The 25,004-nt window shown below is 52.6% G+C and carries 21 protein-coding genes and 3 pseudogenes; 16 read left to right on the top strand and 8 right to left on the bottom strand.

All coding sequences use genetic code 11. From position 1 onward, the window contains the following. Positions 1-8 precede the first annotated feature (8 nt). Together FGU65_RS03075 and FGU65_RS03070 are read left to right on the top strand one after the other, a co-directional pair. Positions 9-4,064 carry a NosD domain-containing protein gene (locus FGU65_RS03075; RefSeq protein WP_301662948.1) on the top strand — a complete coding sequence of 1,352 codons (4,056 nt, stop codon included), beginning with the start codon at positions 9-11 and terminating at the stop codon, positions 4,062-4,064. Positions 4,065-4,156: 92 nt separating this feature from the next. Further along, positions 4,157-5,305: a hypothetical protein gene (locus FGU65_RS03070; RefSeq protein WP_301662947.1), complete on the top strand. Its 1,149-nt coding sequence runs from the start codon at positions 4,157-4,159 to the stop codon at positions 5,303-5,305. Between the two features lie 166 nt (positions 5,306-5,471). Here the strand turns inward: FGU65_RS03070 and FGU65_RS03065 are convergent, their stop codons facing one another. Together FGU65_RS03065 and FGU65_RS03060 are read right to left on the bottom strand one after the other, a co-directional pair. Further along, the gene (locus FGU65_RS03065; RefSeq protein WP_301662946.1) at positions 5,472-6,710 is read right to left on the bottom strand and encodes a protease inhibitor I42 family protein; all 1,239 of its coding nucleotides are present in this window, start codon (positions 6,708-6,710) and stop codon (positions 5,472-5,474) included. A 224-nt stretch (positions 6,711-6,934) separates the two neighbouring features. Beyond that, a complete protein-coding gene (locus FGU65_RS03060; RefSeq protein WP_301662945.1) occupies positions 6,935-7,432 on the bottom strand; it encodes a metallophosphoesterase in 498 nt (165 codons plus the stop codon). A gap of 769 nt (positions 7,433-8,201) precedes the next feature. Between FGU65_RS03060 and FGU65_RS03055 the strand changes: the two genes are divergently transcribed. The 4 genes from FGU65_RS03055 (at position 8,202) to FGU65_RS03040 (ending at position 12,319) form a co-directional block, all read left to right on the top strand. Continuing rightward, a complete protein-coding gene (locus FGU65_RS03055; RefSeq protein WP_301662944.1) occupies positions 8,202-8,372 on the top strand; it encodes a hypothetical protein in 171 nt (56 codons plus the stop codon). A gap of 192 nt (positions 8,373-8,564) precedes the next feature. Then, the gene (locus tag FGU65_RS03050; RefSeq protein WP_301662943.1) at positions 8,565-9,455 is read left to right on the top strand and encodes a hypothetical protein; all 891 of its coding nucleotides are present in this window, start codon (positions 8,565-8,567) and stop codon (positions 9,453-9,455) included. A 182-nt stretch (positions 9,456-9,637) separates the two neighbouring features. Beyond that, the gene (locus FGU65_RS03045; protein ID WP_301662942.1) at positions 9,638-11,104 is read left to right on the top strand and encodes a thioredoxin-like domain-containing protein; all 1,467 of its coding nucleotides are present in this window, start codon (positions 9,638-9,640) and stop codon (positions 11,102-11,104) included. Positions 11,105-11,740: 636 nt separating this feature from the next. Beyond that, positions 11,741-12,319, top strand: coding sequence for a fasciclin domain-containing protein (locus tag FGU65_RS03040; RefSeq protein ID WP_301662941.1), 579 nt, complete (start codon positions 11,741-11,743; stop codon positions 12,317-12,319). A 519-nt stretch (positions 12,320-12,838) separates the two neighbouring features. Here FGU65_RS03040 and FGU65_RS03035 read toward each other — a convergent pair. Both FGU65_RS03035 and FGU65_RS03030 read right to left on the bottom strand, forming a co-directional pair. Then, entirely contained in the window at positions 12,839-12,961 is a 123-nt protein-coding gene (locus tag FGU65_RS03035) for a hypothetical protein (RefSeq protein WP_301662940.1), read from the bottom strand. A 49-nt stretch (positions 12,962-13,010) separates the two neighbouring features. Continuing rightward, entirely contained in the window at positions 13,011-14,435 is a 1,425-nt protein-coding gene (locus tag FGU65_RS03030) for a transposase (RefSeq protein WP_301662939.1), read from the bottom strand. A gap of 145 nt (positions 14,436-14,580) precedes the next feature. Here FGU65_RS03030 and FGU65_RS15990 point away from each other — a divergent pair. The 10 genes and pseudogenes from FGU65_RS15990 to FGU65_RS15980 all read left to right on the top strand — a co-directional run. Next, a pseudogene (locus tag FGU65_RS15990) lies at positions 14,581-14,673 on the top strand (IS5/IS1182 family transposase); the annotation flags it as partial. 123 nt (positions 14,674-14,796) lie between these two features. Next, on the top strand, positions 14,797-15,633 hold the full coding sequence (locus FGU65_RS03025; RefSeq protein ID WP_367652349.1) for a radical SAM protein: 837 nt from the start codon (positions 14,797-14,799) through the stop codon (positions 15,631-15,633). 8 nt (positions 15,634-15,641) lie between these two features. After that, positions 15,642-15,836 (top strand): hypothetical protein, encoded by a 195-nt coding sequence (locus FGU65_RS03020; protein WP_301662938.1) that lies wholly within the window; start codon positions 15,642-15,644, stop codon positions 15,834-15,836. 166 nt (positions 15,837-16,002) lie between these two features. Beyond that, positions 16,003-16,108 (top strand): annotated as a pseudogene (locus FGU65_RS15985) (IS5/IS1182 family transposase); the annotation flags it as partial. A 253-nt stretch (positions 16,109-16,361) separates the two neighbouring features. After that, complete coding sequence (locus FGU65_RS03015; RefSeq protein ID WP_301662937.1) at positions 16,362-16,883, top strand: hypothetical protein; 522 nt, start codon at positions 16,362-16,364, stop codon at positions 16,881-16,883. A 65-nt stretch (positions 16,884-16,948) separates the two neighbouring features. Next, positions 16,949-17,344 (top strand): helix-turn-helix domain-containing protein, encoded by a 396-nt coding sequence (locus FGU65_RS03010; protein ID WP_301662936.1) that lies wholly within the window; start codon positions 16,949-16,951, stop codon positions 17,342-17,344. 246 nt (positions 17,345-17,590) lie between these two features. Then, a pseudogene (locus FGU65_RS03005) lies at positions 17,591-18,852 on the top strand (IS110 family RNA-guided transposase). Between the two features lie 265 nt (positions 18,853-19,117). Then, positions 19,118-20,245 carry an IS256 family transposase gene (locus FGU65_RS03000; protein ID WP_301662935.1) on the top strand — a complete coding sequence of 376 codons (1,128 nt, stop codon included), beginning with the start codon at positions 19,118-19,120 and terminating at the stop codon, positions 20,243-20,245. Beyond that, complete coding sequence (locus tag FGU65_RS02995) at positions 20,242-20,496, top strand: hypothetical protein (protein WP_301662934.1); 255 nt, start codon at positions 20,242-20,244, stop codon at positions 20,494-20,496. Before FGU65_RS03000 ends, FGU65_RS02995 begins: the two co-directional genes overlap by 4 nt. Before the next feature lie 96 nt (positions 20,497-20,592). Then, the gene (locus FGU65_RS15980; RefSeq protein ID WP_437344434.1) at positions 20,593-20,766 is read left to right on the top strand and encodes an ATP-binding protein; all 174 of its coding nucleotides are present in this window, start codon (positions 20,593-20,595) and stop codon (positions 20,764-20,766) included. A 341-nt stretch (positions 20,767-21,107) separates the two neighbouring features. Here the strand turns inward: FGU65_RS15980 and FGU65_RS02985 are convergent, their stop codons facing one another. From FGU65_RS02985 to FGU65_RS02970, 4 genes are all read right to left on the bottom strand, one after another. Continuing rightward, complete coding sequence (locus tag FGU65_RS02985) at positions 21,108-22,268, bottom strand: hypothetical protein (RefSeq protein WP_301662933.1); 1,161 nt, start codon at positions 22,266-22,268, stop codon at positions 21,108-21,110. Positions 22,269-22,348: 80 nt separating this feature from the next. Next, positions 22,349-23,353 carry an NAD-dependent epimerase/dehydratase family protein gene (locus FGU65_RS02980; protein ID WP_301662932.1) on the bottom strand — a complete coding sequence of 335 codons (1,005 nt, stop codon included), beginning with the start codon at positions 23,351-23,353 and terminating at the stop codon, positions 22,349-22,351. A 5-nt stretch (positions 23,354-23,358) separates the two neighbouring features. Further along, complete coding sequence (locus FGU65_RS02975; protein WP_301662931.1) at positions 23,359-24,597, bottom strand: protoporphyrinogen/coproporphyrinogen oxidase; 1,239 nt, start codon at positions 24,595-24,597, stop codon at positions 23,359-23,361. A 179-nt stretch (positions 24,598-24,776) separates the two neighbouring features. Continuing rightward, the coding region (locus FGU65_RS02970) for a hypothetical protein (protein ID WP_301662930.1) at positions 24,777-25,004 on the bottom strand (228 nt) is incomplete at its 5' end.

Here is a 25,004-nt window from a genome sequence, read left to right as displayed (position 1 = left end):
CGATGGGTATGAAATTCGGTAAAGTAAACACGACTACGGCTAAAACAGGCGACTCAAACGGGTTGCTTCTCTGGTCGGTGCTTGCACTGGCCATTGCGGCGCTGCTGTTTGCGCCTGTCAGTGCGGCAGATGTGGGAAGTGTCCCGACTGCCGACCCGGCCCTGACCATCGAGGCGACTACGCCGCCCTGCGAGGTCTGGGTCTGTCCGACATACACTGAAGATGCGACACACTTCAAGACCATCCAGGATGGTGTTGATGCGGTAGCAGAATACGGTACTGTTCACGTCGGTAAAGCGACGTATGAAGAGTCCGTTAAGATCACGAAGGACGGCATTACCGTCGAAGCTAAGGACGGCGCGACCGTCGATGCTGACGGAGAAGACTACGGCTTTGAGATCTGCAATGCAAAGGATGTCACCGTCAGTGGTTTCTGCATCATCAATGCCGACTTAGGGGGGATTTTTGCCGAGTATGCCGATAATCTGCAGATCCTCGACAACAGCATAGATCTCGACCTTGTGTGTGGTGTGGGTATCGAGATTTATGACTCTGAGAACGTTGTTGTCTGTGGAAACGAGATCTGCATCGATGCAGTTTCACGGTATACCGACGGCATCTGGATTCAGGGTGAATCCGCAAATCCCCAGGTAACATCTAACTGCATTGATATTAATCTCTTCTGCGAACAGGTCGTCACGGTCACGGACACCGACGCTCCCCTCCGGGAGGCTTCGGTCGGTGTGTCCAACGTCAAGAACCTTGAGGCCGCCAATGGGCCTGATGTATTCGGCATCTTTGTGGAGGCCGATAACGCCTGTATCAAGGACAACGTGGTCGACATCTGCGAAACCTGCGAGTATGAGGATGACGGCTACACCGCTGCCTGGCTTGTCGGCATCGGAGCCTACGGTGATTACAACGAGGTTTGCTGCAACGATGTCACCGTCTGCGTTCCCTGCGAAGACGAGAACGACTCTCTCTTCAGCGTGGCCTATGTCATCGGCATTGATGCCTGCGGCGACTACGTCGTCGTGTCGTGCAACGAAGTCGATGTCTGCGCCGTTGCTGCATTCTATGCCTACGCCGATGGCATCTACGCATCCGGTCTGAAGGTTCTGGTCGAGGGCAACTCGATCTGCTCGTACACCGAGGCCTTTGGGGTCAACCCGTGGGGTATCTGGGTAGAATACTCCGAGAAGGGCCAGATCCTCGACAACACCGTCTGCATTGAGGTCTACGGCTGTGAGGCATTCGGTGATGGCATCATTGTAATGTCCTCCGAGAAGGTGCAGGTGCTCTGCAACACCGTCGACATCGACGCGTGCCTTGAGTGCATCGGGGGCATCAATTCCATCAATGAGGGCTGCGGTGCGGCATTCTGGATGGAAGGTATCTATGTCTACGACAGCTACCAGCCCCAGATAGCAGACAACTGCGTCGACATGGACGCCTGTGTCTGTGCTGCGGAGATCGACGGCGCGATCGATGCTGCGACCTCCGAGCGGGCTGCGGCCATCTCAGAGATGCACAACAACGTGGCCGGCACCACTGTCGAAGCGCTGTCGGGTGCGACCGGTCTTGACATCGGCTGCACCGAAGAGGCGGACGTCCACGGCAACGAGATCTGCGTCGATGTCTGCATTGAGGCTGTCGACGAAGACAACTGCTTCGCTCTTGCCCTTGCCGACATCTTCGTCGAGGGTATCGCTGTCTGGAACACCTACTGCGGTGACGTCTACGACAACACCGTCTGCGTGAACCTCGACGCCGAGGTTGCCGCGGCTGCCGGCGATAATGTGGAGTACGCCCTGGCGATCGGCCTTGCAGAGACATGGGTCTCCGGTATCACGCTCTACGACACCTACGACGTCTCTGTCTTCGCAAACTGCGTCACCGCTGCGGGCGGCAATGCTCTCTGTAGTTTCGCGACCGCGACCGAGGAGATCAACGACGCTTCCGTGCTGGCACAGCTCGCCGTGCAGGGTGCATTCGTGCAGGAGCAGGCAGTTCTTACAGACGAATCGCTCTGGTCGATCATCGGTTCCGCAGATGCACTCGCTGCCGCGCTCTCGGCAAACGTCGTCGCCGGTATCGTTGCGGACACGGACGGATGCGCCGACATCTACGACAACTGCGTCGACGTCTGTGTCGACAGCGAGATCACCGCAATTGCCTGCTCTGAAGAAGAGATCGAGATCGAAGATTCCCTGGCAGCTGAGGCAGGGCTTGGTGTCGGGCTTGGTATTATCGGTCCGCACGGCGAGTTCGCCGCAATCACCGGGAACGACGTCTCTGTGAACAGCATCCTTGAAGCGGCAGCATACGCGGAAGAGGATATCGGCGCCAATTACGCAATCGCCGCAGGCCTTGACGGCGTCGCCGGTGTCGGTATCGTCGCTCTTGCCTATGCAAACGATGTCTCCGACAACACGGTCTGCGTCGACATCTGCAGCTCCCTTGAGGCGGCCGCTATCGAGGGCGTACCTGATGAGTTTGCCGGTTCGTTCGGCCTCCTTGGCTCGGCCGGTGTCGGTATCGTGACGCTGAATCTCTTCGACGACATCGGCAACTTCGACGAAACAACGATGGAGTCCTACATCCACGGCAACCTTGTTGAGTGCAACGATGTGAACGTTACAAACTGCATCTGCCTTGACCTCTACGCAGAGGGTATCGGCGATCCGATCGCCCTTGCCGGCGGTCTCGGCGTGAGTGCAGGCATCATCGCACCCTATGCGTGCATTAACGGCAACGACGTCTGCGTCGACGCCTGTGTCGACGGTGCGGTTGCGGAGACCTACGAAGCATCCTCGCTCTACGTTGGATCCGCCAGCGGCGCCGCCGGTCTCGCCGTCGGTATCTTCTCGCTCGACTCTTTCGTCACCTGCAACGACGTCTCTGCCACGGGAGGCGCCGAAGCGGTCGCCATTGCGGAGACCGACGCGCTCCTTGAGAACGCCGACGGCTATGCACTCGCTGCCGGCGTCGGTATCGGCATCCTGGAGATCGACTCCTGGATCACCCAGAACAACGTCGAAGGCCACGGATGTGCCGTTGCCGAAGCGGACGTTGATGGCTACCGCACTGAAGAGGCTACGCTCGCGTTCTCCGCCGGTATCGGCGTCCTCGCCATCGGCGGCGACGTCACCTTCAACAACCTGGTCGGCAGCGACGACGCAGGCCTGATTGCCATCGACTTCTACGTTCCCATGGGTCAGACCGAGGCCGAGTACTTCGGCTTCATTGACGCGACCTACAACTACTGGGGCGCCATCAGCGGCCCGTCCGGCCTCGGACCGGGTATCGGCGATGCCGTCTACGGCACCTGCAACTACGAGCCCTGGCTGACCGAGCCCTTCGAGGTCGTTGTCGGCGAGAAGAAGGCTTCCTTCGGGTTCGAGCTCCCCTGCTGCTTCGACAACATTAACGGCGCAGGCTACGACGGCTACCAGTGCTATGCCCTGGAAGCAGGCTGGAACACCTTCTCCACGCCGATCTCGCTCGTGAACAGCACCTGGGAATCGATCAGCAACATCGGCGACGGCCTTGACTTCTGCATCGCCTACACCTGGGACGCAGAGTGCCAGGAGTGGGTGCAGGTGCTCGGCTCTACCGAGATTGACCCGCTCGACGCCATCTACGTCAAGATGTACAAGTCTGACCGGGTGCCGCTTGCAATCAACCCCGAGATCACAAACCCGCCCGTGAAGTCCCTCCAGCCCGGCTGGAACCTGATCGGTCCGGCGTACTGCCTTGACCAGGACTCCAACACGGTTATCCGGGACTCCTGCCTCGGCGGCCTCTACTGGGAGACCAAACCGGTTGATGAGACGCTCATCTCTGTTGCGGAGACTCCGGAAGGCCTGACCGGCTACACGCTGGTCGTCAGCCCGCCGGTGAACTGCGACGGCTGCTGGGTCTACACCATCGGGGAGGAGTATGCACCGACGATGCAGGTAGGAGAGGGCTACTGGGTCTTCATGGAGAACTGTGACTCCCTTGGAGGTTTCAGTTCGACACCCCTGAAGATCCCGGCATGCGATCTCTGCAACTACTGCTGAGTTCTCAGGAACACTCGAATCGACAGCTGAACACAAGAGCAGAGAAGCGGGAACTCTTTAGTTCCCGCTTTTTTGTTATTTAAGGATGGAGCATGATGAAAAGCGGATATAGTATTCTGATATGCCTTCTGGTATCCTTTGCCCTCGTTGCCGGTGCCACAGCACAGGATGTATCGGATCCCCTCCTCCCGCACGCGTTCAACGGCTCGGTGTCCGATAACCTCGGTAGCCCTGCCCCTGCGGGAACGGAGATCGCTGCGTACATCAACGGCGGGGAGCGAGGGAATGTTATCACAACGGAGCCCGGGTCATACGGGTGCTCCGATGCCCGGATTTACGAGCCGATGCTCGTTGTGCAGGGCGAAAAGAACGGCGATACGATCACATTCTTTGTCAACGGCATCCGGGCGAACGAGCAGGCGACCTTTCTGAGTGCTGCGATCTCGCGCCACAGCCTGACCACGAAGGAACCCATCCCGGCATTCCCGCCGGATTCACTCGAGGTTCTGTCCGTGAACGCGAAAGCTGGCCAGGAAGTGCCGTTATCGTTCCCGAACGCCGGCCTCTCGATCGGCCTTGTGACAGGAATCGACGTGACCGGTGACGTGAGCGTCGCCGGGTACGCGAACGACAAGAACCCTGCCGGCACCGGAATCGTTGGCATGAGCGGCATGAAGTACGTCACGATCTCATCGACGGTCCCGAACGATGCGATCACGAAAGCAACGCTCCGGCTCTACTATACCGACGAGATGCTCGCTGCGCTTGGCATCTCAGAGGCGAGCCTGACCGTCGACTGGTGGGACGGTTCGGCCTGGCAGGACATCACGACCGCACGCAATACCGACGCAAACTACGTTGAAGGCGTTGTCGATCACTTCAGCATCTTCGGCCTCTTCGGCGTGCCCGGCGTGTCGCCCACCCCGACCCAGACCGGTGGCGGTGGTGGCGGCGGAGGCGGTGGCGGAGGCGGCACCGGTGGTGGCAGCACCAGTGGTGGCTCATCCGGCAGCGGCACGTCTGTGACCGACACGACGAACGTGACCACGACCACGCCGGCCACGCCGGCCATCCCGACGGAAGAGGGAACCACCTCCGTGCCGACGGCGACCCACACGACGACTCCGTCCGACGTTGGGACGTCTTCGCCCGAGGGAGAAGTTCCGATGCTTGCGATCATCGGTGTGGTCATTCTGGCAGTAGCAGCCGTCGGTGGAATATTCTACCTGCGGAGACGCTGAAAGGATAGCATTCCTACTTTTTCTGCCCGGTTCCGATCTTGGGGATCCAGCGCGGGCGCAAAAAGCGTTTTTTGCGCCTGCGACCACATCATGACGCATACGGTAACGTATGGACGTTTGGCAGCCCGCAAAAAAAACGAATGCCGGGGCTGTCTGCCTGACCGGTTCAGATTCCTGTCATGTTTCCCGACACATTCACCTCGAGCGCGAACCTGTCTGCAGCGGCGGTAGCGTTCTCCCACGGCCGGGCATAGACCGCCGAGATTGTCTGGTTTCCCTCTTCGATTGTCCTGAAGAACCATTCGTGGATACCGCCGGCGCCGATCAGACCTGTTTCATTCTGCAGGAAGAGATCGCCGGTGATCAGAAGGCCTTCCGTCGCCGAGACGTTCCAGGAAAAACCGGTCGTCGGGTTCTCGGCGAGCCTGACGGTGCCGTACGTCTCGGGCGGGATCGTCACAGTGGTGCCGTTATCAGCTGCGGAATAGAGATGTGTTCGGTTGTCCTCGACCAGCGCCGTGATCTGGAACCGCTCTTCGCTCCCGGTTCTATTCTCCCACGCCCGTTCGTAGACTGCCGTGAACTGCTGCAATCCCGTTCTGTTCGCTATCAGGCGCCATTCATGGATGCCGCCCGCACCGACGATCGTCTCGTTCGTTGTCGTCGGGATGAATGCATCGCCGGCAATCACAAATCCACGGGTAGTCGTCACGTTCCAGGAATATCCCGTCGAGGGGTTTTCCCCGAGCCGGACGGTTGCGTTCGCATTGAGTGGAAGCACCACCGTCTCGTTATTGTCCTCGTCGGTGAACGTGTAGTTCGGCACGGGCGGTGCACGCCCTTCGGGCATCAGGACCGCGTCGATACTGTGGACGATGCCGTTGCGTGCGTTCAGATCCGCCTGGACGACGGAGGCGTTGTTCACCATTACCTGCCCGTTCTCCTGTGTGATCGTCAGGTTCTGCCCAAGCAGCGTCTGCAGCATGACCGGCCGGGTCGTATTCTGTGTCCGGTTGCCGGTCGTGGTCTCTGCGGTCATGTTCAGCAGCTGCTCGGCGGTGTAATTGCCCTCCACGGCGTGGTACTGCAGAACCGCGGTGAGGTTCCCGGTGTCGTTGCCGAGCGCCCCGAAGGCCTCGTCGGTCGGTGCGAAGATGGTGTACGGCCCGCCGATCGAGAGCGCCCCGGTCAGGTTGGTGGCGTTGATCGCGTCATAGAACACTGTCAGGTTCTCCTGCTGCCCGATCACGTCGGGAACGCTCATGTTCGCAGTCTGGTTGCCTGCCTGCCGATCGGCGGTCATGTTCTCCTGCGTTCCGTTCTCTTCTGCCATGGGAACTGCCGTTGCAGCGGCGGTTATCATCAGGCAGATGAGCAGTATGCTCAAGGCCGTAATGTGTCTCATACTCCTTCCCCCCTTGATGCGGTTCGAAAAGAGGGTGCTGTTTTATAAAAATATTATTATGTTCCAAAGTGTCCGATCTCGTGCAGGGACGGCCGGTAGAATCCTCGCCGCACCCCGCAAACCCTTTCGTAGAGACACGGCGAGATTCTGTCCGGGGGAGTTGGTAATCTATCGCCACAGGTGATCGTTCATGTGGATATCCGTCCCGGGGGTGTTTTGCCGGTTCAGAGGTGCAGGATCGTCACGTTGTTGGTGTCGGTGTCGAGGAGAGCGGCAGTCGCCTGTCCGGAAAGGTAGCCGCAGACCTCGCCCGGATTGACGACGAGAGTCGCTTTGCCCTCTGAGACCCTGGCCTTGTGGGTATGGCCGTGGACAATGACATCGAATGCTTCCCGTTCGATAAGGCCCTGCAGGAGCTCGCCTTCGTCGCCGTGCAGCAGACCTATGGTCGTATCATCCGCAGTCACACAGGCGAACCTGCCGCGGAGCTCCATGCCGGCATTCTTGGCAAACCGCGCCTGCAGCAGTGGCAGGTCTCCGTCGTTGTTCCCGAGGACGCCGATGAGCGGTGCATCAAGATCAGCCAGAACCGGGATGACGAACGGAGCAACGTAATCCCCGGCGTGCAGCACAAGGTCGACGCAGGCATCGTTGAGTGCTGTGACCGCCCGTCTGGTGAGGGGCAGATTATCATGGGTATCAGAGATCAATCCGACGAGCATCGTCTCACTCGATCCCGGATCGGAACCCGGGATAAATAAATGTTGGTTCTGTGCGTGTCGGTGAGACCTTCATAGCAGCAACGCCCTGGAGCACATGTACACCTCTTCACCGTATCCGGGGACGCTGCACCTGACCGATCGGTTCAATACGATGCGCCTGTTTCGGATCCCCATCCGTTCAACGATCGGGCTGATGCCAGCCCTGTCGGTGAGGTTATCCTAATACTCGCTAGCAGGAGGGGGCAGGGCCCCCCCTCCCGCACCCTCCCCCCACGCGACATCCCAGGAATATCCGTGCTTGCAGGTGCGCCTCCGATGCACCTTTTTTGCTGATATACCAGAGAGGAGTAGTGTCAATCTAGATCGATCGTTCCATCCATGAGTACTTTTGGAATGTGCTCGGTATATCCGTCGGACGCATCAATGCCGATAACCGTGTCGTCCAGACGTATGGCGCAGGCTCTGGTGCTTCTGCATCGCCACTCCTGATCCTGCGGGGGGGCTTTTGCCTGGCGCAGCTTCTGTTTCGAGGGTCAATCACAATGCGCTTTTTCTCTGCCGCCACACGTCAGTCTCGGCGGCTCCCGCGCTCACCTGGTTATTTTTCGGTATTATTCCCGGCAGAACACCTGGTGGCTTTTAAACATATGATATGCGCGGTGAATTGTTGCGCCGAAGATCGCAAAGTCCTTATCCATCATCCAGCTGATACAAGAATATAGCATCGCGCTACGGCTCTGATTGCCAGCCTGCGATACGGAGGTAGCATATGTGGCTGCTCGTCAAACAATCGAACGGAAAGATGGAAGAACGGGAGTATCCGACCGGCCTGTACTTTGAGATCGGGGACGTCCTCGAAGACGGTGCAGTCGTCGTCGATGTTCCGTATCCCGATGATTTCGAAGACGATTTTGAAGCGATGGATCTTTACGAGGACTGATCCGGCCGGATCACCGGTATCCCTGATACGCGTGCCCTTGCCTGCTGGGGGGAGGCGTGCCGTGTCGATCCGCAACCGGTCTGTCTTCAGGTTCTGTTTTCACCGTGAAAGCCTGATTTCGTATCGATATTCTCATCTTCCCGCCCCGATGCCAATGTATTTCTTCTCTTCCTGCATGGGGTAGCCCGATGCATGATGGGTGAAGCGCAGTACGTCTATCCGAACGTCACCGAAACGGAGCAGCGGGGCGGCCTCCTTGACCGCTGGGGTCCGGCAACGGCTCTCTCCTGCAGTGTCGTTGAAGTGCCGGCCGATCGTATCAAGAATAGAACTGAAGTGGAACGCACCGGACAGGAGATCGGGGATTTTCTCACCCGGTCGTCTATCGAATGTCTCTACCGGCAGGATATATCGCTTCCTGCAGATCTGCGCTACAGCCTCCATACCGATCCCGCTATTCCCAGGGTTGACCGGCATGGACGGCGGATTACGCCCCCGCTCCGGTGGTATGACGGTGCCTGGGCGGGTGAGTACACGGATATGCTCCTTGCCGTTGCCGACCGTCTCGGTACGCCGCCGTATGCGATCGAGATCTACCCTGGGGACCGGAAGAATACCGGGTCGGTTCTCCTTCGGGCGATGATTCTCCTCTCCGGTGTCTTTGAGAGTGCGTTCGGTGCCGCTCCGCTGCTGCTCCTGGTGAACCGGGCCGACCAGAGCATCTCCACCGGCAGCCAGCTCCGGTCGTTCTGGACGCTTCTTGCCGCAACCTGTCCGGAGATCGTCGATACTGCAGGCGTTGCCCTGAATCTGCGGGAACTCCATGCAGCTGCGCGAGGCGATCTCATCAACGACCTTGAGATCATACCGGCGGAATCGCTCCGGGGGTTTCATATCAGGAACGGCCGTGAGCTGCACGAGGCGGCGGAAATCCCCTGGGAGAGGGTGTTCGTCTCTATCCGTGCACTACCCCGCGAGTATCTCATCAAACCCGATGTCTATCAGCGAAGCCGCGTAGAGAGTGTCATCGGGTTCTGCCGTGGAATGCTGCATCGTGCAGAGAGAGAACTGTTTCCGCGATGAAACGCCATGCAGCTATGCCTTCGCCGAACGACGGATCGGGTCTGTACCGTCTCGGGAGGAGCAGGTGGCGGGATGGCGGCCATCCTCGGCCATCCTGTCTGCAATGAATGCCCGGGCTCTCTCATCTGCACGCTGCGTGCCGACCCAACATTCATATAATCCTTTGCCTGTAGAGACTCCCCATGAACCTCTTGTCTGCCCCTGAATTTGCCGGCGATCTCGAGTGGCTCAATACTGACCGGCCGCTCCATCTGCGGGATCTGCAGGGTAAGATTGTGCTTCTCGGTTTCTGGACATTCAGCTGTGTCAGCTGCATCCAGATGATGCCTGATCTCCACCGGCTTGTAGAACACTATCCCGAGCTGGTCGTTATCGGCGTGCATTCCACGCGGTATGAGAGTGAGAAGGTGACCGCAAACATCGGCGAGGCGATTCTCCATGCGCATTTTGAGCACCCGGTGGTTGTCGACCGCAATCTGACCCTCTGGCGGCAGTTCGGGATATCGTCATGGCCTACATTTATTCTGATCGATCCGGAGGGAAACGTCGTCGGCAAGATGGTCGGGGAGGGCGTCTATGAGCGGCTCGGCCCGATGGTCGAGAAGGTGAGCAGGGAATCTGCACAGCGGGGAATCCTGAATACGGAACGGATGAAGTTCGGGCTTATAAAGGACGTGGCAGCGGGGGGGACGCTGTACTATCCGGGAAAGATTGCAGCGGATCTGGGGGGTGGCAGACTCTTTATTGCCGATTCGAATCATCACCGTATCCTTGCCGTCAGGCCGGATGGAAGAATCCTCGCAGCTGCCGGTTCGGGCAGGCCCGGGAGACAGGACGGCAGTTTCACCGACGCGGCGATGTACATGCCTCAGGGTCTGGTCTACGATGCCGGTGAGGACGCCCTGTATGTTGCGGATGCCGGCAACCACCTCATCAGAAAGGTGTCCCTGCAGGAAGAGACGGTGGAGACCGTTGCCGGTACCGGTCTTCAGGCGGCGGAGAGAAGTGACGGGGGGTGGGGCACCGATGCTGCGCTGAACTCCCCCTGGGATCTGACGCTGCTCGGGGAGTATCTCTATATCGCTATGGCCGGTGCGGATCAGATCTGGCGGATGCATCTTGCAACGCGCGAGATCCGGCCGTATGCCGGCACGGGAGTGGAAGCCCTTCGGGACGGTCCGCTCGTGGACGCTGCTTTTGCCATGCCGACCGGAATCACCACCGACGGTGTCGGCACGCTCTATGTTGCAGACAGCAATGCGTCGGCGGTCCGGCATATCTGCAGAGGAATGGTAACCACACTCATCGGTCACGCCCTCTCCGACTTCGGAGACTTCGACACCGTCGCCCCGATGGCCCGGATCAACCACCCGGTCGGCATCTCCTACACCGATGGCATAGTCTATATTGCCGATACAAAAAACCACAAGGTGAAGTGGCTCAATACGCGGACATCATGGGTTCTTTCGATGGCGGGCAGCGGTACGCAGGGATACCGCGACGGGCTCGCCGGTGACGTACGGTTGAACGAGCCGGGCGATCTCGTCTTCCTGCAGGGACTCTGGTACATCGTCGACACCGGCAACCATGCCGTCCGGGTATACGATCCCGATCAACGCGTTGTCTCCACGCTGTCGATCTGGAAATAGATGGTATTCGTCCGGATGTTGGGCAGTGCCCTGCGAAACAACTGATACTCCCTTTGTTGCGATCGCATCCGGGTGTTCCCGATTGATTGCACCCCGGGGCACGGCTTTCCCCTGGGTATCGCCATGACTGCCCCCGCCCCCTGGGGAGGGGGGAGGAGGCCGGAGGCCGGGCGAGGTGGGGGGTGAGGCGTGAGGATCTTTGCGTAAGACAGGGGAGGGGAAAACCCCTCCCCGTCAGCCCCACCCCTATGGCGATAGCCACCACGGTCCACGGCATGCGGGCATGCGTGAGAAAAAAGGCCTGGTCCGGCATCAATCTCGTCAGGGAAGAATGACAGCCGGAATAGGGCTTCACCAGAGCCCGATAATGGAAATCTTTCCCCCAGGTTATTTTTTGTCATGAACGCGGGTTGGTGGATAGCGTAATTTCGGTCGGATTCTCTGAGATCACGTATCAGGTATATGCTGGAGCACTACCGGATTTTGATATCGATGATCCGGCTGCACAACGGCAGGGCATCGTGGGTGTGACGGTGCCGGGAAGCAACCATTCCCCGCTTTCGGAGGAGTCACCCTTTTATATGAGGAGCGCATGGTAGCGCAGTGTATATCCGTTTGATACGGAGGGGGGTAGAAATGAAGTATTCTATGGTGGTGCTGGTAGCCCTGATTGTCGGGCTGCTGGTTCTATGCTGCGGGTGTACTACGGAGCAGCCCGCAAACGAAACCGGAAATGAAACCACTGGCCAGACGATCGTTGAGATCGCTGCCGCAGATCCTCAGTTTTCGACGCTGGTTGCAGCGGTTCAGGCTGCAAACCTGACCGACGCTCTCAGCCAGGAAGGGCCGTATACTGTCTTTGCACCGACGGACGCCGCATTCGAGGCTTTGCCGGCGGGCACGCTCGACCAGCTGATGCAGGACCCTGAAGGCGATCTGCAGCAGATCCTGCTCTACCACGTCGTACCCGGCCGGTATATGGCATCGGATCTTGCACAGTTGAATTCGCTCGAGACCCTTGAGGGCAGCACGCTCTCGGTGAACGCCACGGACGGTGCTGTTACCATCGACGATGCGATTGTTATCCAGAGTGACATCGAGGCAAGCAATGGAGTCATTCACGTCATCGACGCGGTGATGGTTCCGCCGACGGTCGATCTCGGTGCCGGGAATATGACGGCGAACGAGACGATGGGTGCCGCGAATACGAGCTGATACGCGGTTTGTGAACGGCCGGCACGGGTGGTTTCGGTGAGGGCAGCCTTCTGCCATTCCCACACCCCCGTGCTGCAGCACTCACTGCAGTGGCCGCTCCTTTTTGGTCCGTGCTGTTTTCGGGAGTATTTTCCCTGCTATACCGGTGTATCCGGTGGTTTGTCCCTGCACCGTGCACCGGGTCGTCGTGGAGCAACCCGCCTTCCAGGCCACTTGAACGTTTAAGTATAGTGAGTGCGGTAAGGGTGTGTGTGTCCGGGAGAGGTTGATGTACGGCAGGGTCGGCATGCAACAGCGGGCGCGGACAGGGTGGGGGAGCCCTGCTCCGGAAGGTGCATGCCGGCAGGCCGCCGGAAGCCTGATGAGAGCGATGAAATGCGGGGGCTCTTTTTGGGTTTTGCGGAAGCGAGCAGCATCTCCTGTTCCCGGGCACACGATAGAATACGGCTCATGCCCATACTGTTCTGATGGGCGGTGGGCATGAGTCTGAGCGAGGGGGATGCCCTCCTCCCTCGTTTTTTATGCTGTGCAGTCGTACACGTTCGGGTTCTCGATCTGGAAATCCCCGACGAGTTGGTGCAGGACGATCGGATGTTCACCTGCCTTCTTGACCTGGTGCAGCACCACTGCAGCGAGGAGCACCGTTATATCAGGTGCTTATAGGTGGTGCATACGATAGAACCCAAACTCCTCACCTATTAGGGAATATGCCGAGGTTGAGCTTCTCGGCGATTCCCCGCACCTGTCTTGGCACCTCGGTCATCCGTCTCTCCTTCTCGTAGATCACTGCATACACCTTTGAGAGTTTCAGGAGCAGTCCCTGTGGTGAGAGGTGGGCTGACAGCCCTGCCTGCTTGATCCGGTTCAGGATCCGGCAGTAGAGATAGAGACAGAGGAATCCAATGAAGACATGGCCGAAGACTGCCGTGGCATCCCGGAGATAGAGTTTGTCTGCCTGAATCAGGCTCTTGAACGCAGCGAAATGGTTCTCGACCATATTTCGGGACTTATACAGTTCATAGATCTCCTGCGGCGGTGCCGTGATCGAGGAGAGGATCAGGACCCTGCCGGCACGCTTCAGCCGCTGGTTCAACGTCTCCCGATCGATCTCTCCTTCCTCCAGCAGGCGGTAGAGGGTCTTCTGCTCTTCCACCGCGAGATCGGCATCTTCGTAGAGGTAGAGTGTCAAGCCATCAACCTCGCATCTTCCGGCATGAATGAGCCGTTTGTGGTAGAAGAAGTGGTCGGTGAGATGGATCCGCGTTGCATACCGGACACTGTTGCGCCGCTGGGGGAGGACGAACGGGATCTTTGCCTCGGTCAGGATCTGTTCGTTTTTCTCCGAGACGAAACCCCGGTCGAGGACGAGGGTCGTCCTGGCGGTATCGATCTTGGCGAGGGATCCGACGAGGGTGGCGACATCCCTGACCGAGCCCGGCAGGGCACGGATCATCACGGGAAGGCCGGTGTCCGTCGCGCTGAAGAGTGCGATGTTGACCTGCGGCAACCAGACGCCTTCGGCGTTGTAGCCGAACTCGGCGAGGTTCACGGTATCGGAGTGAGAGAAGATGAACGAGAGGTCGTAGACGAGCTGCTGCGCCTGCGAGGAGAGATGTTGGAACACCCTCTGCTGGGCGGCGCGGTCGCCGCCGACTTCGGTGAGAACCCGGGCGAGGGTGCGGGGGTCGCAGTCCGCGGAGAGGGCAAGGGTGTTGTCGAGTTTCTCCCAGGCATCCCCCACTCGCGAGAGTGGGGTATACCCGGCGATCCGGGTGAAGGTGAGAGCAACGATCTCCTGCCAGCAGGTCGGGAACGCTTCCCGGAGAACCGGGAGCACCTCCCCGAACTCCTCGGCCATCAGAGCGGCATTCCCGTATTCACGAACGCTGCGGGGAGACATCGGGATGCTCTGCCCTCTTTTTCCTTTGGCGAGGAGACCCTGATCTTTCGTGAGCCTGCCAAGGTATGTGCTGACCTTCTTCGGCGATTTGGTTGTCTTGTCGTAAACGCTCGTCGACCGGTAGACGTAGGGTTTGCCCTGGATCTCCTTGATCTCAAGGCACCTCTCCCCTTGCCGCCGCTGCTCCTCCAGCCATGCCCGGACCCACGCATCCATATGATATAATATTAGGGATTATGAATATATAGATCTTTCCTTCTGCATCAGGGAATGCCGAAAAAGAACGCGAAGAAGGAAGTATATGCCCTAAATCATGCGGAGTTCGGGTCAAAAGGGACTTCTTCAGTTTCAAACGAATTGTGGGGAAGGGGTGCGCGCAAAGTTCCGGGAGAGAATGTTCCGTGAGATTAGGATGAAAGTAAACTTTTACACCACGCTGTTTGCTACGGTGGCTCGAGCGAAGCCGCCGCAGGAATATCTGTTGAGGAACCCTTGGGGGATTGTGCAACAAAGCAGCCGAGATTATATAGGGCACGCATTTCGTAATTATTAAATACAGAGTTTCCGTTTTTTTTCTATGAACAGATTAAAATTGAAAAAGCAGCTGAACTCATCAGATCAGTGCGTTAAATTCATCTGGGAGACGTCAGATAGTCATCAAATTGAGAGTTTAGTTGTAATATGGGATGACTTTATGAGTCACTTTTGCTCGTCAACCCATGTTGGGTGCAATTTAAACTGCAAGATGTGTGCTACATCCAATTACCCATATGTCCGACCCCTTCAATGGAGTGAAATTGCTGATCAGTACATTCAAATGTTTGATTTACTGACTCCCACTACTCTTGATAATCAGTGGCATTTTGATTCCATTGGTGAACCACTAAATAACTACGAAGAATTAGTTAAAGCCATGAATTTTGTTAGGGATACGATTGATGAGGATTTGTATTGCTCCATATCAACAGTTGGAGTGGCACCAAAAATTCGACAACTGGCAGATAATAAGCTGCATATTAAACTTCAAGTATCGCTGCATGCAGCTGATAATGAGACAAGAAATGCACTTATTCCAATAAATAGAATCTATCCATTAGAAGAACTTATGAGTTCTCTCGACTACTTTTCAGAAGTGACCGGAACGTGGGTACGTCTAAACTACACTATGATAAAAGGGGTGAATGATGAGAGAACAGATTTGGAAAATTTAATTAATCTGTTGCGTGACAGGGATATTATCCTCACTCTTGCCTCATACAATCCAATTCCGAATATTAATCTTTCAAAGAGTCCAATTGAAAAAAGAGATCTATTTAAAGAAGAATTGGAAAACAACGGGATAATAACAGTTGTATTTGATAGCCTTGGACTGAATATTGAGGCTGGCTGTGGTCAACTGCTATCTCCATACTAGGTGATTCTATGAAGTGGTATGATTGCTACATCTGTGGGACAAGAAACTACATTGAATGTCAAACATGCTCAAATTGTAAGGCGACAAATCATTTAAAGGGAAGTGAAAATCGAAAAGAAAATTTAAAAAAGGGGCTAGAAGATGATAATCCAGCAATTAGATATGCAGCTTCAAGGATACTGAAAGAAATATTGGCTTTGTAGAAATCGTACTTGGGCTTGCCCGGTGAGTTCAGCGAAGTTGTTATGAGAATGGGAGCTCCTTGTTTATCCGACCAAAGACAAAAGCAAGGAGCTACTCTTAGTGTCATCGTCCCAGTATATCAGATTAACCGAGGCAGCTCTGTCTGCCGTCAAGGCGTCCCACATTCCGCTCTATTCCTGCAAATACTCGAAGAAAACCTACACCCAGCACCAACTGCTGGTTCTCTTGCTGCTTAAAGAAGATCTGGAACTGGACTATCGCAGTTTCGTCGACCTACTTGCAGTCATGGATACGATCCGTGAGATCCTGCAGCCCAACTTTGCCAGTTGGCAAGACATAAGAGTGTTCTCAGTGATGTTTGATCGACTAAAATGCAAACACGACTAAGAACCAATGACATTGAGCCGACTGACAATATATCCTTTCCTATCGGCACCATTTTCCTCGTTGAACGGCTGTATGACGTCCTGAACTTTCATGATGTTTTCGGGAAACACAAGACGCGGGGTATCGATATCAATAGTTTGCTTCGCGCCCTGATCAGCTACAAACTGACGGATAACTTCAGCATCAAGCGATCCCACGACTGGATCACCCGACCGGAAGTTCGTGCCGAATTCAACCTCCCATCCTTCAGCGAACGAACCCTCTACCATGTCCTTGAAACCCTGGGTGCCAACCGGGATGAGATCATCTCCGACATCCAGGACGTCCTTTTTGCGCGGTATGACTTTGAGCATACCGACATCAACATGGACTGGACCAGCATCGTCCTCCACGGCACTGCGGCGAAGCTCGGAAAGTATGGCTACAGCCGGGATCACCGGCCGGATAAGAAACAGATCACCGTCGGCGTCACAGAACTTGCCGACCCGATCAATGTCCCGATCGGGATGACGATCGAACCCGGCAATCTCAATGACCAGACCCACTTCAAGAAGACCTATCGGCAGTCACGCGACCGGCTCAGAGAGGGTTCTCTGGTCATATGTAAACGCTCACTAAGAATTGATCCACTTTTCGCGAAAACGCTCACTAAAAAGTGATCCACCTCAGTACCACCGGCAGTAACTGAAACTGCCTGCAAAACATACTCACGGAGGTGAAAACAATGGAAGATGTTGACCGCATTCGTCAGCTCTATCAGGAAACCGGGTCATGCAGAAAAGTGGCAAATATCATGGGAATTTCCCGAAATACCGTCACCAAATATCTGAATAAACTTGAAGATTGTCAGAACGACACTGGCAACAGGATCTTTCCCTCACCGAGAAATCTGCACAGAACAAAACCGGCACTGTCTGATGCTGTCGTCACTAAAATACATAGGTATCTTGAAGAAAATCAGAAAAAACCCAAGAAACAGCGACTGAATGCACACCAGATATTTCAGCTACTCACGTATGCCGGCACAGAGATCAGCTACTCCACCGTAAAGCGGGAGGTTCGGCGATGGAAACAGCATACCGTCTTCAGGGACGTCTGTATTGCCCAGGAGGTAGCGTAACGAAATTTCTGTAAAACCCTTACGAGGCAGGGAGCCTCAGGCTTAACTGATGAAAAACCACAAGAACCCCCGTACACATACTCCCTTTCCGGGCAGAGCAGGTTGCTTTACTTTGGGAGCATGACTCCGTCTGTAAAACTAACCGTTGAATTGCTTCGAAGGCTGAACTGCGACCAGGATCGCGTATGGAAAAGGGACCTTCAAGGAAATTCATCTGCCCAGACATTCTCCGTGGAGGAATAAAACGTGACACCACGCGACTATCATGTCGCCGCTGGCCTTGATATCCATAAGAAGTTCATCGTAGCTACACTTTCTGGGCAAATGGAACCAAGATCCAGCAGCGGTTTGAACGAACTGTGCAAGACTCACTTGCACTGAAGGCTTGGATCCTCGAACATAAATGCGATGTGGTTGCCTGTGAGTCCACATCCGACTACTGGGTTCATATCTATGACCTCTTGATCGATCACGTTCCGGTGCTTGTCGGAAATGCTCACGACATCAAAGTTCTCTCCCACAAGAAGACCGACAAGATCGACTCCGAGATGATCGCGCAGCTTGCCCTCAAAGGGATGATCTCCCCCTCTCGGGTGATGCCTCGCTACCATCGCGATTTCCGGAAGATGGTTCGGCTGAGACATTTTCTTGTAGAAAAACGGACAGATATCAAAAATCGGATCCACAGTATTCTTGACGGTGAACTCTTTCCTCTGGCAACGATTCTCACCGACATCTTTGGTGTTTCGGGACAGCGCATTCTGCATGGCATCCTTCGTGGTGCATCTGCTGACGAGATTCTCAAGTCCATTCCACTGCGGACACGGTTAAAGAAGGAAAATGAGATTCGTGCACTGATCGATCAGAACATGTCACGCGGTGCTCTCCTGCAGCTGCGTCACTGCCTCCGTGTCATCAAACACCTTGATGAAGAAATTGGCCAGATTACCGAAGAGGTTCAAGCATATACGCTTCAAAACTATCCCCGAGAGTATGCAATTCTCCGAACGGTTCCCGGAGTCGGGGATATCACTGCTATCACTCTTATCGCTGAGATCGGAAATTTCAGGGATTTCATCTCCGGTGAGAAACTTGCCAGCTGGATTGGCATTGTACCGAGAGTCCATCAATCCGCAAACCATATCGTGAAGCGATCCATTACGAAACGAGGTTCTCGCCATGCACGGGGGATGATCACCCAGGCCGCTCACGCTGCTGCAAAATCACGGAAGAATCTCCTCCGTGAATGGTATGAAACGAAAAAACGCGTGATCGGAGCAGGGAAAGCAACCATTGCATTGGCACGTAAAATGATCGTCATCATCTGGCATCTCATCGTCAATGATGAGGAGTATGTCGATAGGTATAGTGATCCCAGCCAGACAGAAACCAAAACGGTCCACACGATTCGTATTCCTGTCTCACCACACTACACGCTCGAAGAGGTGCTCGGCATGGTAGCAGAGGCAGTACATCTCCTCAATAAGCGAGATCCGGATCCAGCCTGACAAAGTTTTATCCGGGAGTCTTGAGGAGAAACCTCAATCCGGTTGCCTGCTTGAGTGAAGGCTCTCTCCTAGAACAACTGTTTCCAGGAGAAATGATAGTCGTGCTCGTCAGTGCCAGCTCTATCCACATAAGTTTCACCCAGGAACAACGTAAGATCATGGCCAACACAAGCAGATGAGAGAGTTCACCGATGTACCGGGTTTTTCATGGAAAGTAAAGATGCCCTGAATCCAACCTTGAATTGCAGAAAGGAGAAACAGGGCAATGATACCGTTAGCATTCATAGAAGATTATCTTTCCGATGAGCAGGCCGGCATGCTGAGTGTCCTCACGTGGTTCCTGAACCAGGTGCTGCGGCATGAGGCCGACCAGCAGGTCGGAGCAGGGCAATATGAACGATCCGAGACGCGGAAGGCTCACCGCAACGGCTACAAAGAACGGTCTCTAAAGACCCGGTATGGGAATGCAACGCTGAAAAAGCCGCAGTTTCGTGAATTTCCGTTTGAGACGCAGGTCTTCGGGCGCTACGCCCGGGTGGAGAAGGCACTGGTGAATGCTGTTGTCGAATCCTATCTGCAGGGTGTCTCGACCCGGCGCGTTCAGGCTATCGTCCAGCATCTTGGCATTGAACAGCTCTCGTCTGCCTCCGTCTCCCGGATGGCAAAAGAACTCGACGACCAAGTCAGCGAATTTCTCATGCGCCCGATCGAGCAGGCGATCCCCTACCTCTACGTGGACGCGTCCTACTTCAAAGTCCGCGACGGAGCGCGATACGTCACCAAAGCAGTTCTGGTGGTTGCCGGCGTCCGTGACGACGGCTACCGGGAGATCCTGGGAGCCCGGATCACCGACTGCGAGAATGAGGAATTCTGGTCGGGACTGTTCGAAGACCTGAAAGACCGGGGACTCACCGGCGTCCAGCTGATCATCTCCGACGGCCATGCCGGCATCCAGAAAGCGGCCGAGGCCGCCTTCCTCGGGGCGTCCTGGCAGATGTGTGAAGTCCACTGCACGCGGGCGGTTCTGAAGAATATTCCCAGGAAAGGCCAGAAAGAGGTGGTTGAACGTCTGCGGGAAGCATACGGTGATGAGCAGAAACTCCAGGACGCCGCCGATGATCTGAACGAACGCGGATACCGGAAGGCGGCCAATACCATCGAGCGGTTCCTCCCGGGACTCATCAGTTATACCGCATTCCCCAAACGGCATTGGAAACGGATCCGAACCACGAACATGATGGAACGGACAAACCGGGAACTGAAACGCAGAACAAAGGTCGTCGGGGTATTTCCCAATGAAGAATCACTCTTTCGACTGGTAGGCTCGATCCTCATGGACGTCAATGAGGACTGGGTCACCGGCAAAAAGTATTTGCAAATGGACGAGGAATGATCAGAGGCGATTCAAGGCACAGGGCAAATTACAGAAAATTTGAGACGCTACCGACTGGCACGAGCGAGGTAGTGCCTCACGGTTTTGCGATCGAATCCGGTCTCACGGGAGAGTTCGCTAATGTTGATCCGTCCTGTCGTCTGTTCCTGTTCACGAGCGAGATCCTTGAGCATGAAATAATCCTCCGCGTCGACCATGCGGCTTCAACCCGGTACTCTGTGGTACCGGACGGGGCAATGCTGTTCCGCTGAAACTGGGGAATCTTATTCCGACGCAAGTGGGGAATCTTACACCGACGAAACTGGGGAATCTTATCCCGACGGTGACACGTTCGCCGATGGGGAGAAATCTTCCAGGATCATGTCATCGCCGCGGCACTGCTCGATCGGATCCTGCATCGCTGTACCACCGTGAATATCCGGGGAGAGTTATCGCATGAAAGACCGGAAAAAGCACAAATTATGGACAGAGCAGGAGAAACTGGCAGATATGAGGTTTCCAAATGGTTAGCAGAAAATTGACGATGCATTTAAGTGGGGCGAGGAATGATATTCCGACGTTGACAGGAGGGTAGCGCAAACGGAGGGTAAAATAAATAAACTTATTGCTACTTTACGTCAAAAAAATTTTGATGATAGTTAAAGATTTACTAAAGATATTTAAGAACATACGACAATTTCAATATCCGCCGCGCTCTAGAGATAACAACATTCGTAATGAAGGTGTAATACAACATATTGGACAGCTATGGCCAGGTACTAATTATTATCACTTATATGTCTCATACAAGTACGATAGTGAAGCCGAGGAAGATAATGAGAGTTCTTAAAGTGACAATCTTCTGGTTGAGATCAGTTACCTCTTATTTAAGTGACATATCATCTGCAATCCATTGATTAATCATTTTAGTGTATAATTGGGTGTCCTTGGCTAAAAGTACCAAATTTTCATATGCTTTTTCGCATATCTGCGCATAAAATTCGGTATCGCTTAGTAACTTTTTTCCCAATGTAATTGCCTGCGCTATATCAAATTCATTGATTGATATATCTGGCCAGCAATATTCTTGCATATCTGCATTCCTCGTTCCAATCATAGGTGTGCCAACAACAGCACTTTCAGCGCACGGTCTTCCTGCTACCGCGCGTGTCCCCATCTGAATGATCAGTTTGTATGATTTCAACGTTTGATAATAATCTTCCTTTAGATATCCCAAAATTTCAATGTCTGGGCATATCGATGCAAACAAGTTTAGATCAGCGATTTTGTAGTCCTTTACCCCAATGAATTCGCCTTTTAATGGACTTGGATAGTCTTTGCGGAGATTTTTTAAGACAACAATATTAGATAAAAAGTTCGTGTGATCATAGTTCCAGTTGGTGATGCCTAGGCATATTCGATCTTGTTTATGAATGGATGCCGTTTTATCCCGGATTTGCTCGATGTACTGTTTTGTTATCGGATGGTGACAGAGGACTGTGTTAGTGTCAAAGCCCTCCATCCAGCTCTTCATCTGCGTGTTATATGCAATGAACCCATCGAGAGAGCAGAGTGCGTCATGGACTACAATTTTTGCTTTCGTATCAAAAAGCTGCAATTCCTGAAGAGAATCATCTTGAATTCCAATGATTATTTTATTAGGGTACCTTGAGCGGATATATCGGATATATCCATAAAGTGCCGATTGACATATGATGAAAATAATATCATAGTCATCCAAAGAAACAATTTTTCCCCCAAACCTTTCACACAACATTATATCGGGCGTATAGTTCTCTTCTCTGTTTAGGACATGATCTTGAAATACGCTTCCAGATAGATGACAGTAACCTGTACACGATAGTGAATATTTGGAATATTGTGAAAACCATGAATCCAGCGATTTTCTCCAATTTTCAAATAACGAAGTACCGTTAATGTCTAAAGGAACACCCATATGACAATTCATTATTGTACTCCAAAGAGTGCTGTCATATATATCAGGTGAACCAGTGAAGTCATGGCAAAGAAAAATCATCTTCATGGTTACCTTTCCCCACTGTAAAACAAATAGATTCTTATTGGCATTTTGTCTTCATGATCTCATGTATAGGGATAAGTCTATTACATTTCCCTGTTCAGCCATGTCTTTGGCATATGTTCAGTAATTTCATATGTCTTATTGCTCAAATACTTGAATTTTGGTTTTGGGAGCGTTTTTGCCCAAGCAACCATTTCACTTATGCCTTCCTCAAGGTTTTTGCTTTCTTTATATCCAAGAATTTTTTCACTTTTTTCAGTAGTGCAATAAGCATTCTTTACTTCCATTGGTCGTGGAGGATAGAACAGTGGTTCGATATCTAATTTGAAAGCATCGATAACTGAATAACAAACATCAACAATTCTATAGGGCTTAGCTCCTCCAAGATTTATTATTTCACCAAATGAATCCTCAATAAATACACTCTCCGCCATACAAGAAGCAACATCCTGAATATAACTGAAAGCGCGAAGTTGTTCTCCATCTCCATATATTATAGGATTTTTCCCATTTAAAATCCGGTTAATCCAGATGCCGATGACGTTTCTGTAAGGGTCATTCAGGTTTTGCCGAATGCCATATACATTATGGGGTCTGATTATGTTATAGTTAAAATTATATTCGACCCCATATATCTCTAGATAGCGCTCACACGAAGCCTTGCAGATTCCGTAAGGATCAGTTGGATTTCGCGGATGGGTTTCATCAAAAGGACAATTCGGATTGTTTCCGTATACCGACATGCTTGACGCAAAGGAAAATGTTTTTACCTGATTATTAATGGATGCGGTAAGTAGTTTTATAAATGCGGTTAAATTACGTTGGGTCACATATTCTGGCGTAAAAACGCTTAGTCCTTCAGCAGGAAATGCAGCCAAGTGGTATATAATTTCAATGTCCTTAAGAATTGGGTCATCTGCTTTTAGGGCTGTCAGATCCTTTTGGATGAGTTTTGCTTTCTCATTGATATTACTCAGATAGCCCCCAGATAAATCATCTATTACTGTAACTGAATGACCACTTCCAATTAATTGATCAACAATGTGGCTACCGATAAAGCCGGCCCCACCAGTAACAAGACAATTCACTTGATTCACCTGGAGGTTAAGTGCTCACTGAGAGCTTTTGCCTCTTGAACTATGTCTCTCATCCAAGTATATTTATAACTGCCTATTCTTCCAATGAAAGAAATATTTGAAAAATCTTGAAAATATTCTTCTATTGCATTAAACTTCCTTATTTCACTGATGGAGGGAATCGGGTAAGCTTTTTCTATTCGTTGAACACTGCACTCAATGAGTTCAAACACCACGTTTTGATTAGCTAAAAAAAGTGTTACGTAACTTTGAAACCAATCGTCAGGTTTTCCCCACAAACCGTCCCGAAAAAAGCATGGGAATTCAAAGGATACAAGAGTTAAGTCACTCTTATGAATCTGAGCTATATGGGCATAATTGGTTAATCGTGTGAAGTGGTAGTGATTAGGAAAGTATCCCCATAATACATTTTCATTAAATATTTTGTCTGACTTAATACTAACTAAAATTGCAACAATTATCATTGAGCGATACTCAGGGATATGGAATCTATCATTTACAAGGATGCTTGGTTCGACCGTTGATACAAAAATATCGCCTTTTAATTCCTTTTTTTCTTTTGTTGCAACTGACACAATCTTACCTTGTGAAGTTTTAATTTTGTCAACTTCATTGTATATTATGTTGCAGTCCTGTATCATATTGCTCAATATATTTTCATATTTTTCCTTTGGATAAAAGACCTCATCTTCGCCGAAAAAAGGTGTAGCCCCTCTTGGAAACTTGATTTTTTTTCCAATCCAATCTCCAACAACGTCAGCAGGATCCATTCCCCAGAACTTTTTCGTATAGTTTTGAAAATACCGCGAGTATAGTGTCATACCGCATTGTTGTACCACGAAATCCTTGAAATTGGCAAAATTTGATGAATTAGGGGTGGGATTAATTTCTTTTTTTATTTGCTCTTTATCGATCCATCTCTCAATGTTTGAATGTGATATTGGATAATCATGAGGTTCTGTTAAATTACCCGTGGGAAACGTGCATGCGTAAGGTTCTACCTTGATTAATTCTGAATATTGCGAAAATAACTTTCTTACATCATCAATGTCTTTGTCTAAAAATAAAAAATGAGGGCCCAAATCACAATAACATTCTGAATTTTGGAAATGAATTTGGTTTAAAAGGCCTCCAATTCTATTTTTTTCAACTATGGTAACTTCATTCCCCATTTGTTTAAGGTAATATGCTGTACTACAACCTGCCAGTCCCCCCCCAAGAATTATTACATCCATATGGTTAGTTGGAGATATCAAAATATAAATAAGTAGGAATTACGATGAACCCATTACTCTCCCTATTATGAGCCGTGAGCAACTTGCCGCCATTATTACAAGGGCATTTGAGAGAGAATTGCGAATCCTGGATTCCCGTCACACATAACAATGTAAAAGTAGGGGGGCACAATAGGGATTTAATCGCGATTTAGTTGCCAAATATCGGATATTTGAAACAAGCCCTTCATCGTTACGTGTTTGAGCGACACATAACGAGGACTTTTTTTATCAATCAGATGAGAATTGCGATTAACCCTCTCTTCCATCAAGGATTTGCTCTTTCGTTCCGCCACTGCTGAGCCGCTTTCTTCCTGAACTCTTGCCTTTAGGGGTTCTTTTGGATTTTCTCGAGAGCTACCGCTCGG

This window comes from Methanoculleus frigidifontis (assembly GCF_030464345.1).
Classification (GTDB): domain Archaea; phylum Halobacteriota; class Methanomicrobia; order Methanomicrobiales; family Methanoculleaceae; genus Methanoculleus_A; species Methanoculleus_A frigidifontis.
Note: the sequence above shows the minus strand (reverse complement) of the source record. Positions and strands in the feature narration are given on the sequence as shown.

Bases quoted from the DNA above. Each gene is read 5' to 3' on its own strand.
- FGU65_RS03075 (WP_301662948.1), top strand. From the start codon at position 9: ATGAAATTCGGTAAAGTAAACACGACTACGGCTAAAACAGGCGACTCA.
- FGU65_RS03070 (WP_301662947.1), top strand. From the start codon at position 4,157: ATGATGAAAAGCGGATATAGTATTCTGATATGCCTTCTGGTATCCTTT.
- FGU65_RS03065 (WP_301662946.1), bottom strand. From the start codon at position 6,710: ATGAGACACATTACGGCCTTGAGCATACTGCTCATCTGCCTGATGATA.
- FGU65_RS03060 (WP_301662945.1), bottom strand. From the start codon at position 7,432: ATGCTCGTCGGATTGATCTCTGATACCCATGATAATCTGCCCCTCACC.
- FGU65_RS03055 (WP_301662944.1), top strand. From the start codon at position 8,202: ATGTGGCTGCTCGTCAAACAATCGAACGGAAAGATGGAAGAACGGGAG.
- FGU65_RS03050 (WP_301662943.1), top strand. From the start codon at position 8,565: ATGATGGGTGAAGCGCAGTACGTCTATCCGAACGTCACCGAAACGGAG.
- FGU65_RS03045 (WP_301662942.1), top strand. From the start codon at position 9,638: ATGAACCTCTTGTCTGCCCCTGAATTTGCCGGCGATCTCGAGTGGCTC.
- FGU65_RS03040 (WP_301662941.1), top strand. From the start codon at position 11,741: ATGAAGTATTCTATGGTGGTGCTGGTAGCCCTGATTGTCGGGCTGCTG.
- FGU65_RS03030 (WP_301662939.1), bottom strand. From the start codon at position 14,435: ATGGATGCGTGGGTCCGGGCATGGCTGGAGGAGCAGCGGCGGCAAGGG.
- FGU65_RS03025 (WP_367652349.1), top strand. From the start codon at position 14,797: ATGAACAGATTAAAATTGAAAAAGCAGCTGAACTCATCAGATCAGTGC.
- FGU65_RS03020 (WP_301662938.1), top strand. From the start codon at position 15,642: ATGAAGTGGTATGATTGCTACATCTGTGGGACAAGAAACTACATTGAA.
- FGU65_RS03010 (WP_301662936.1), top strand. From the start codon at position 16,949: ATGGAAGATGTTGACCGCATTCGTCAGCTCTATCAGGAAACCGGGTCA.
- FGU65_RS03000 (WP_301662935.1), top strand. From the start codon at position 19,118: ATGATACCGTTAGCATTCATAGAAGATTATCTTTCCGATGAGCAGGCC.
- FGU65_RS02995 (WP_301662934.1), top strand. From the start codon at position 20,242: ATGATCAGAGGCGATTCAAGGCACAGGGCAAATTACAGAAAATTTGAG.
- FGU65_RS02985 (WP_301662933.1), bottom strand. From the start codon at position 22,268: ATGAAGATGATTTTTCTTTGCCATGACTTCACTGGTTCACCTGATATA.
- FGU65_RS02975 (WP_301662931.1), bottom strand. From the start codon at position 24,597: ATGGATGTAATAATTCTTGGGGGGGGACTGGCAGGTTGTAGTACAGCA.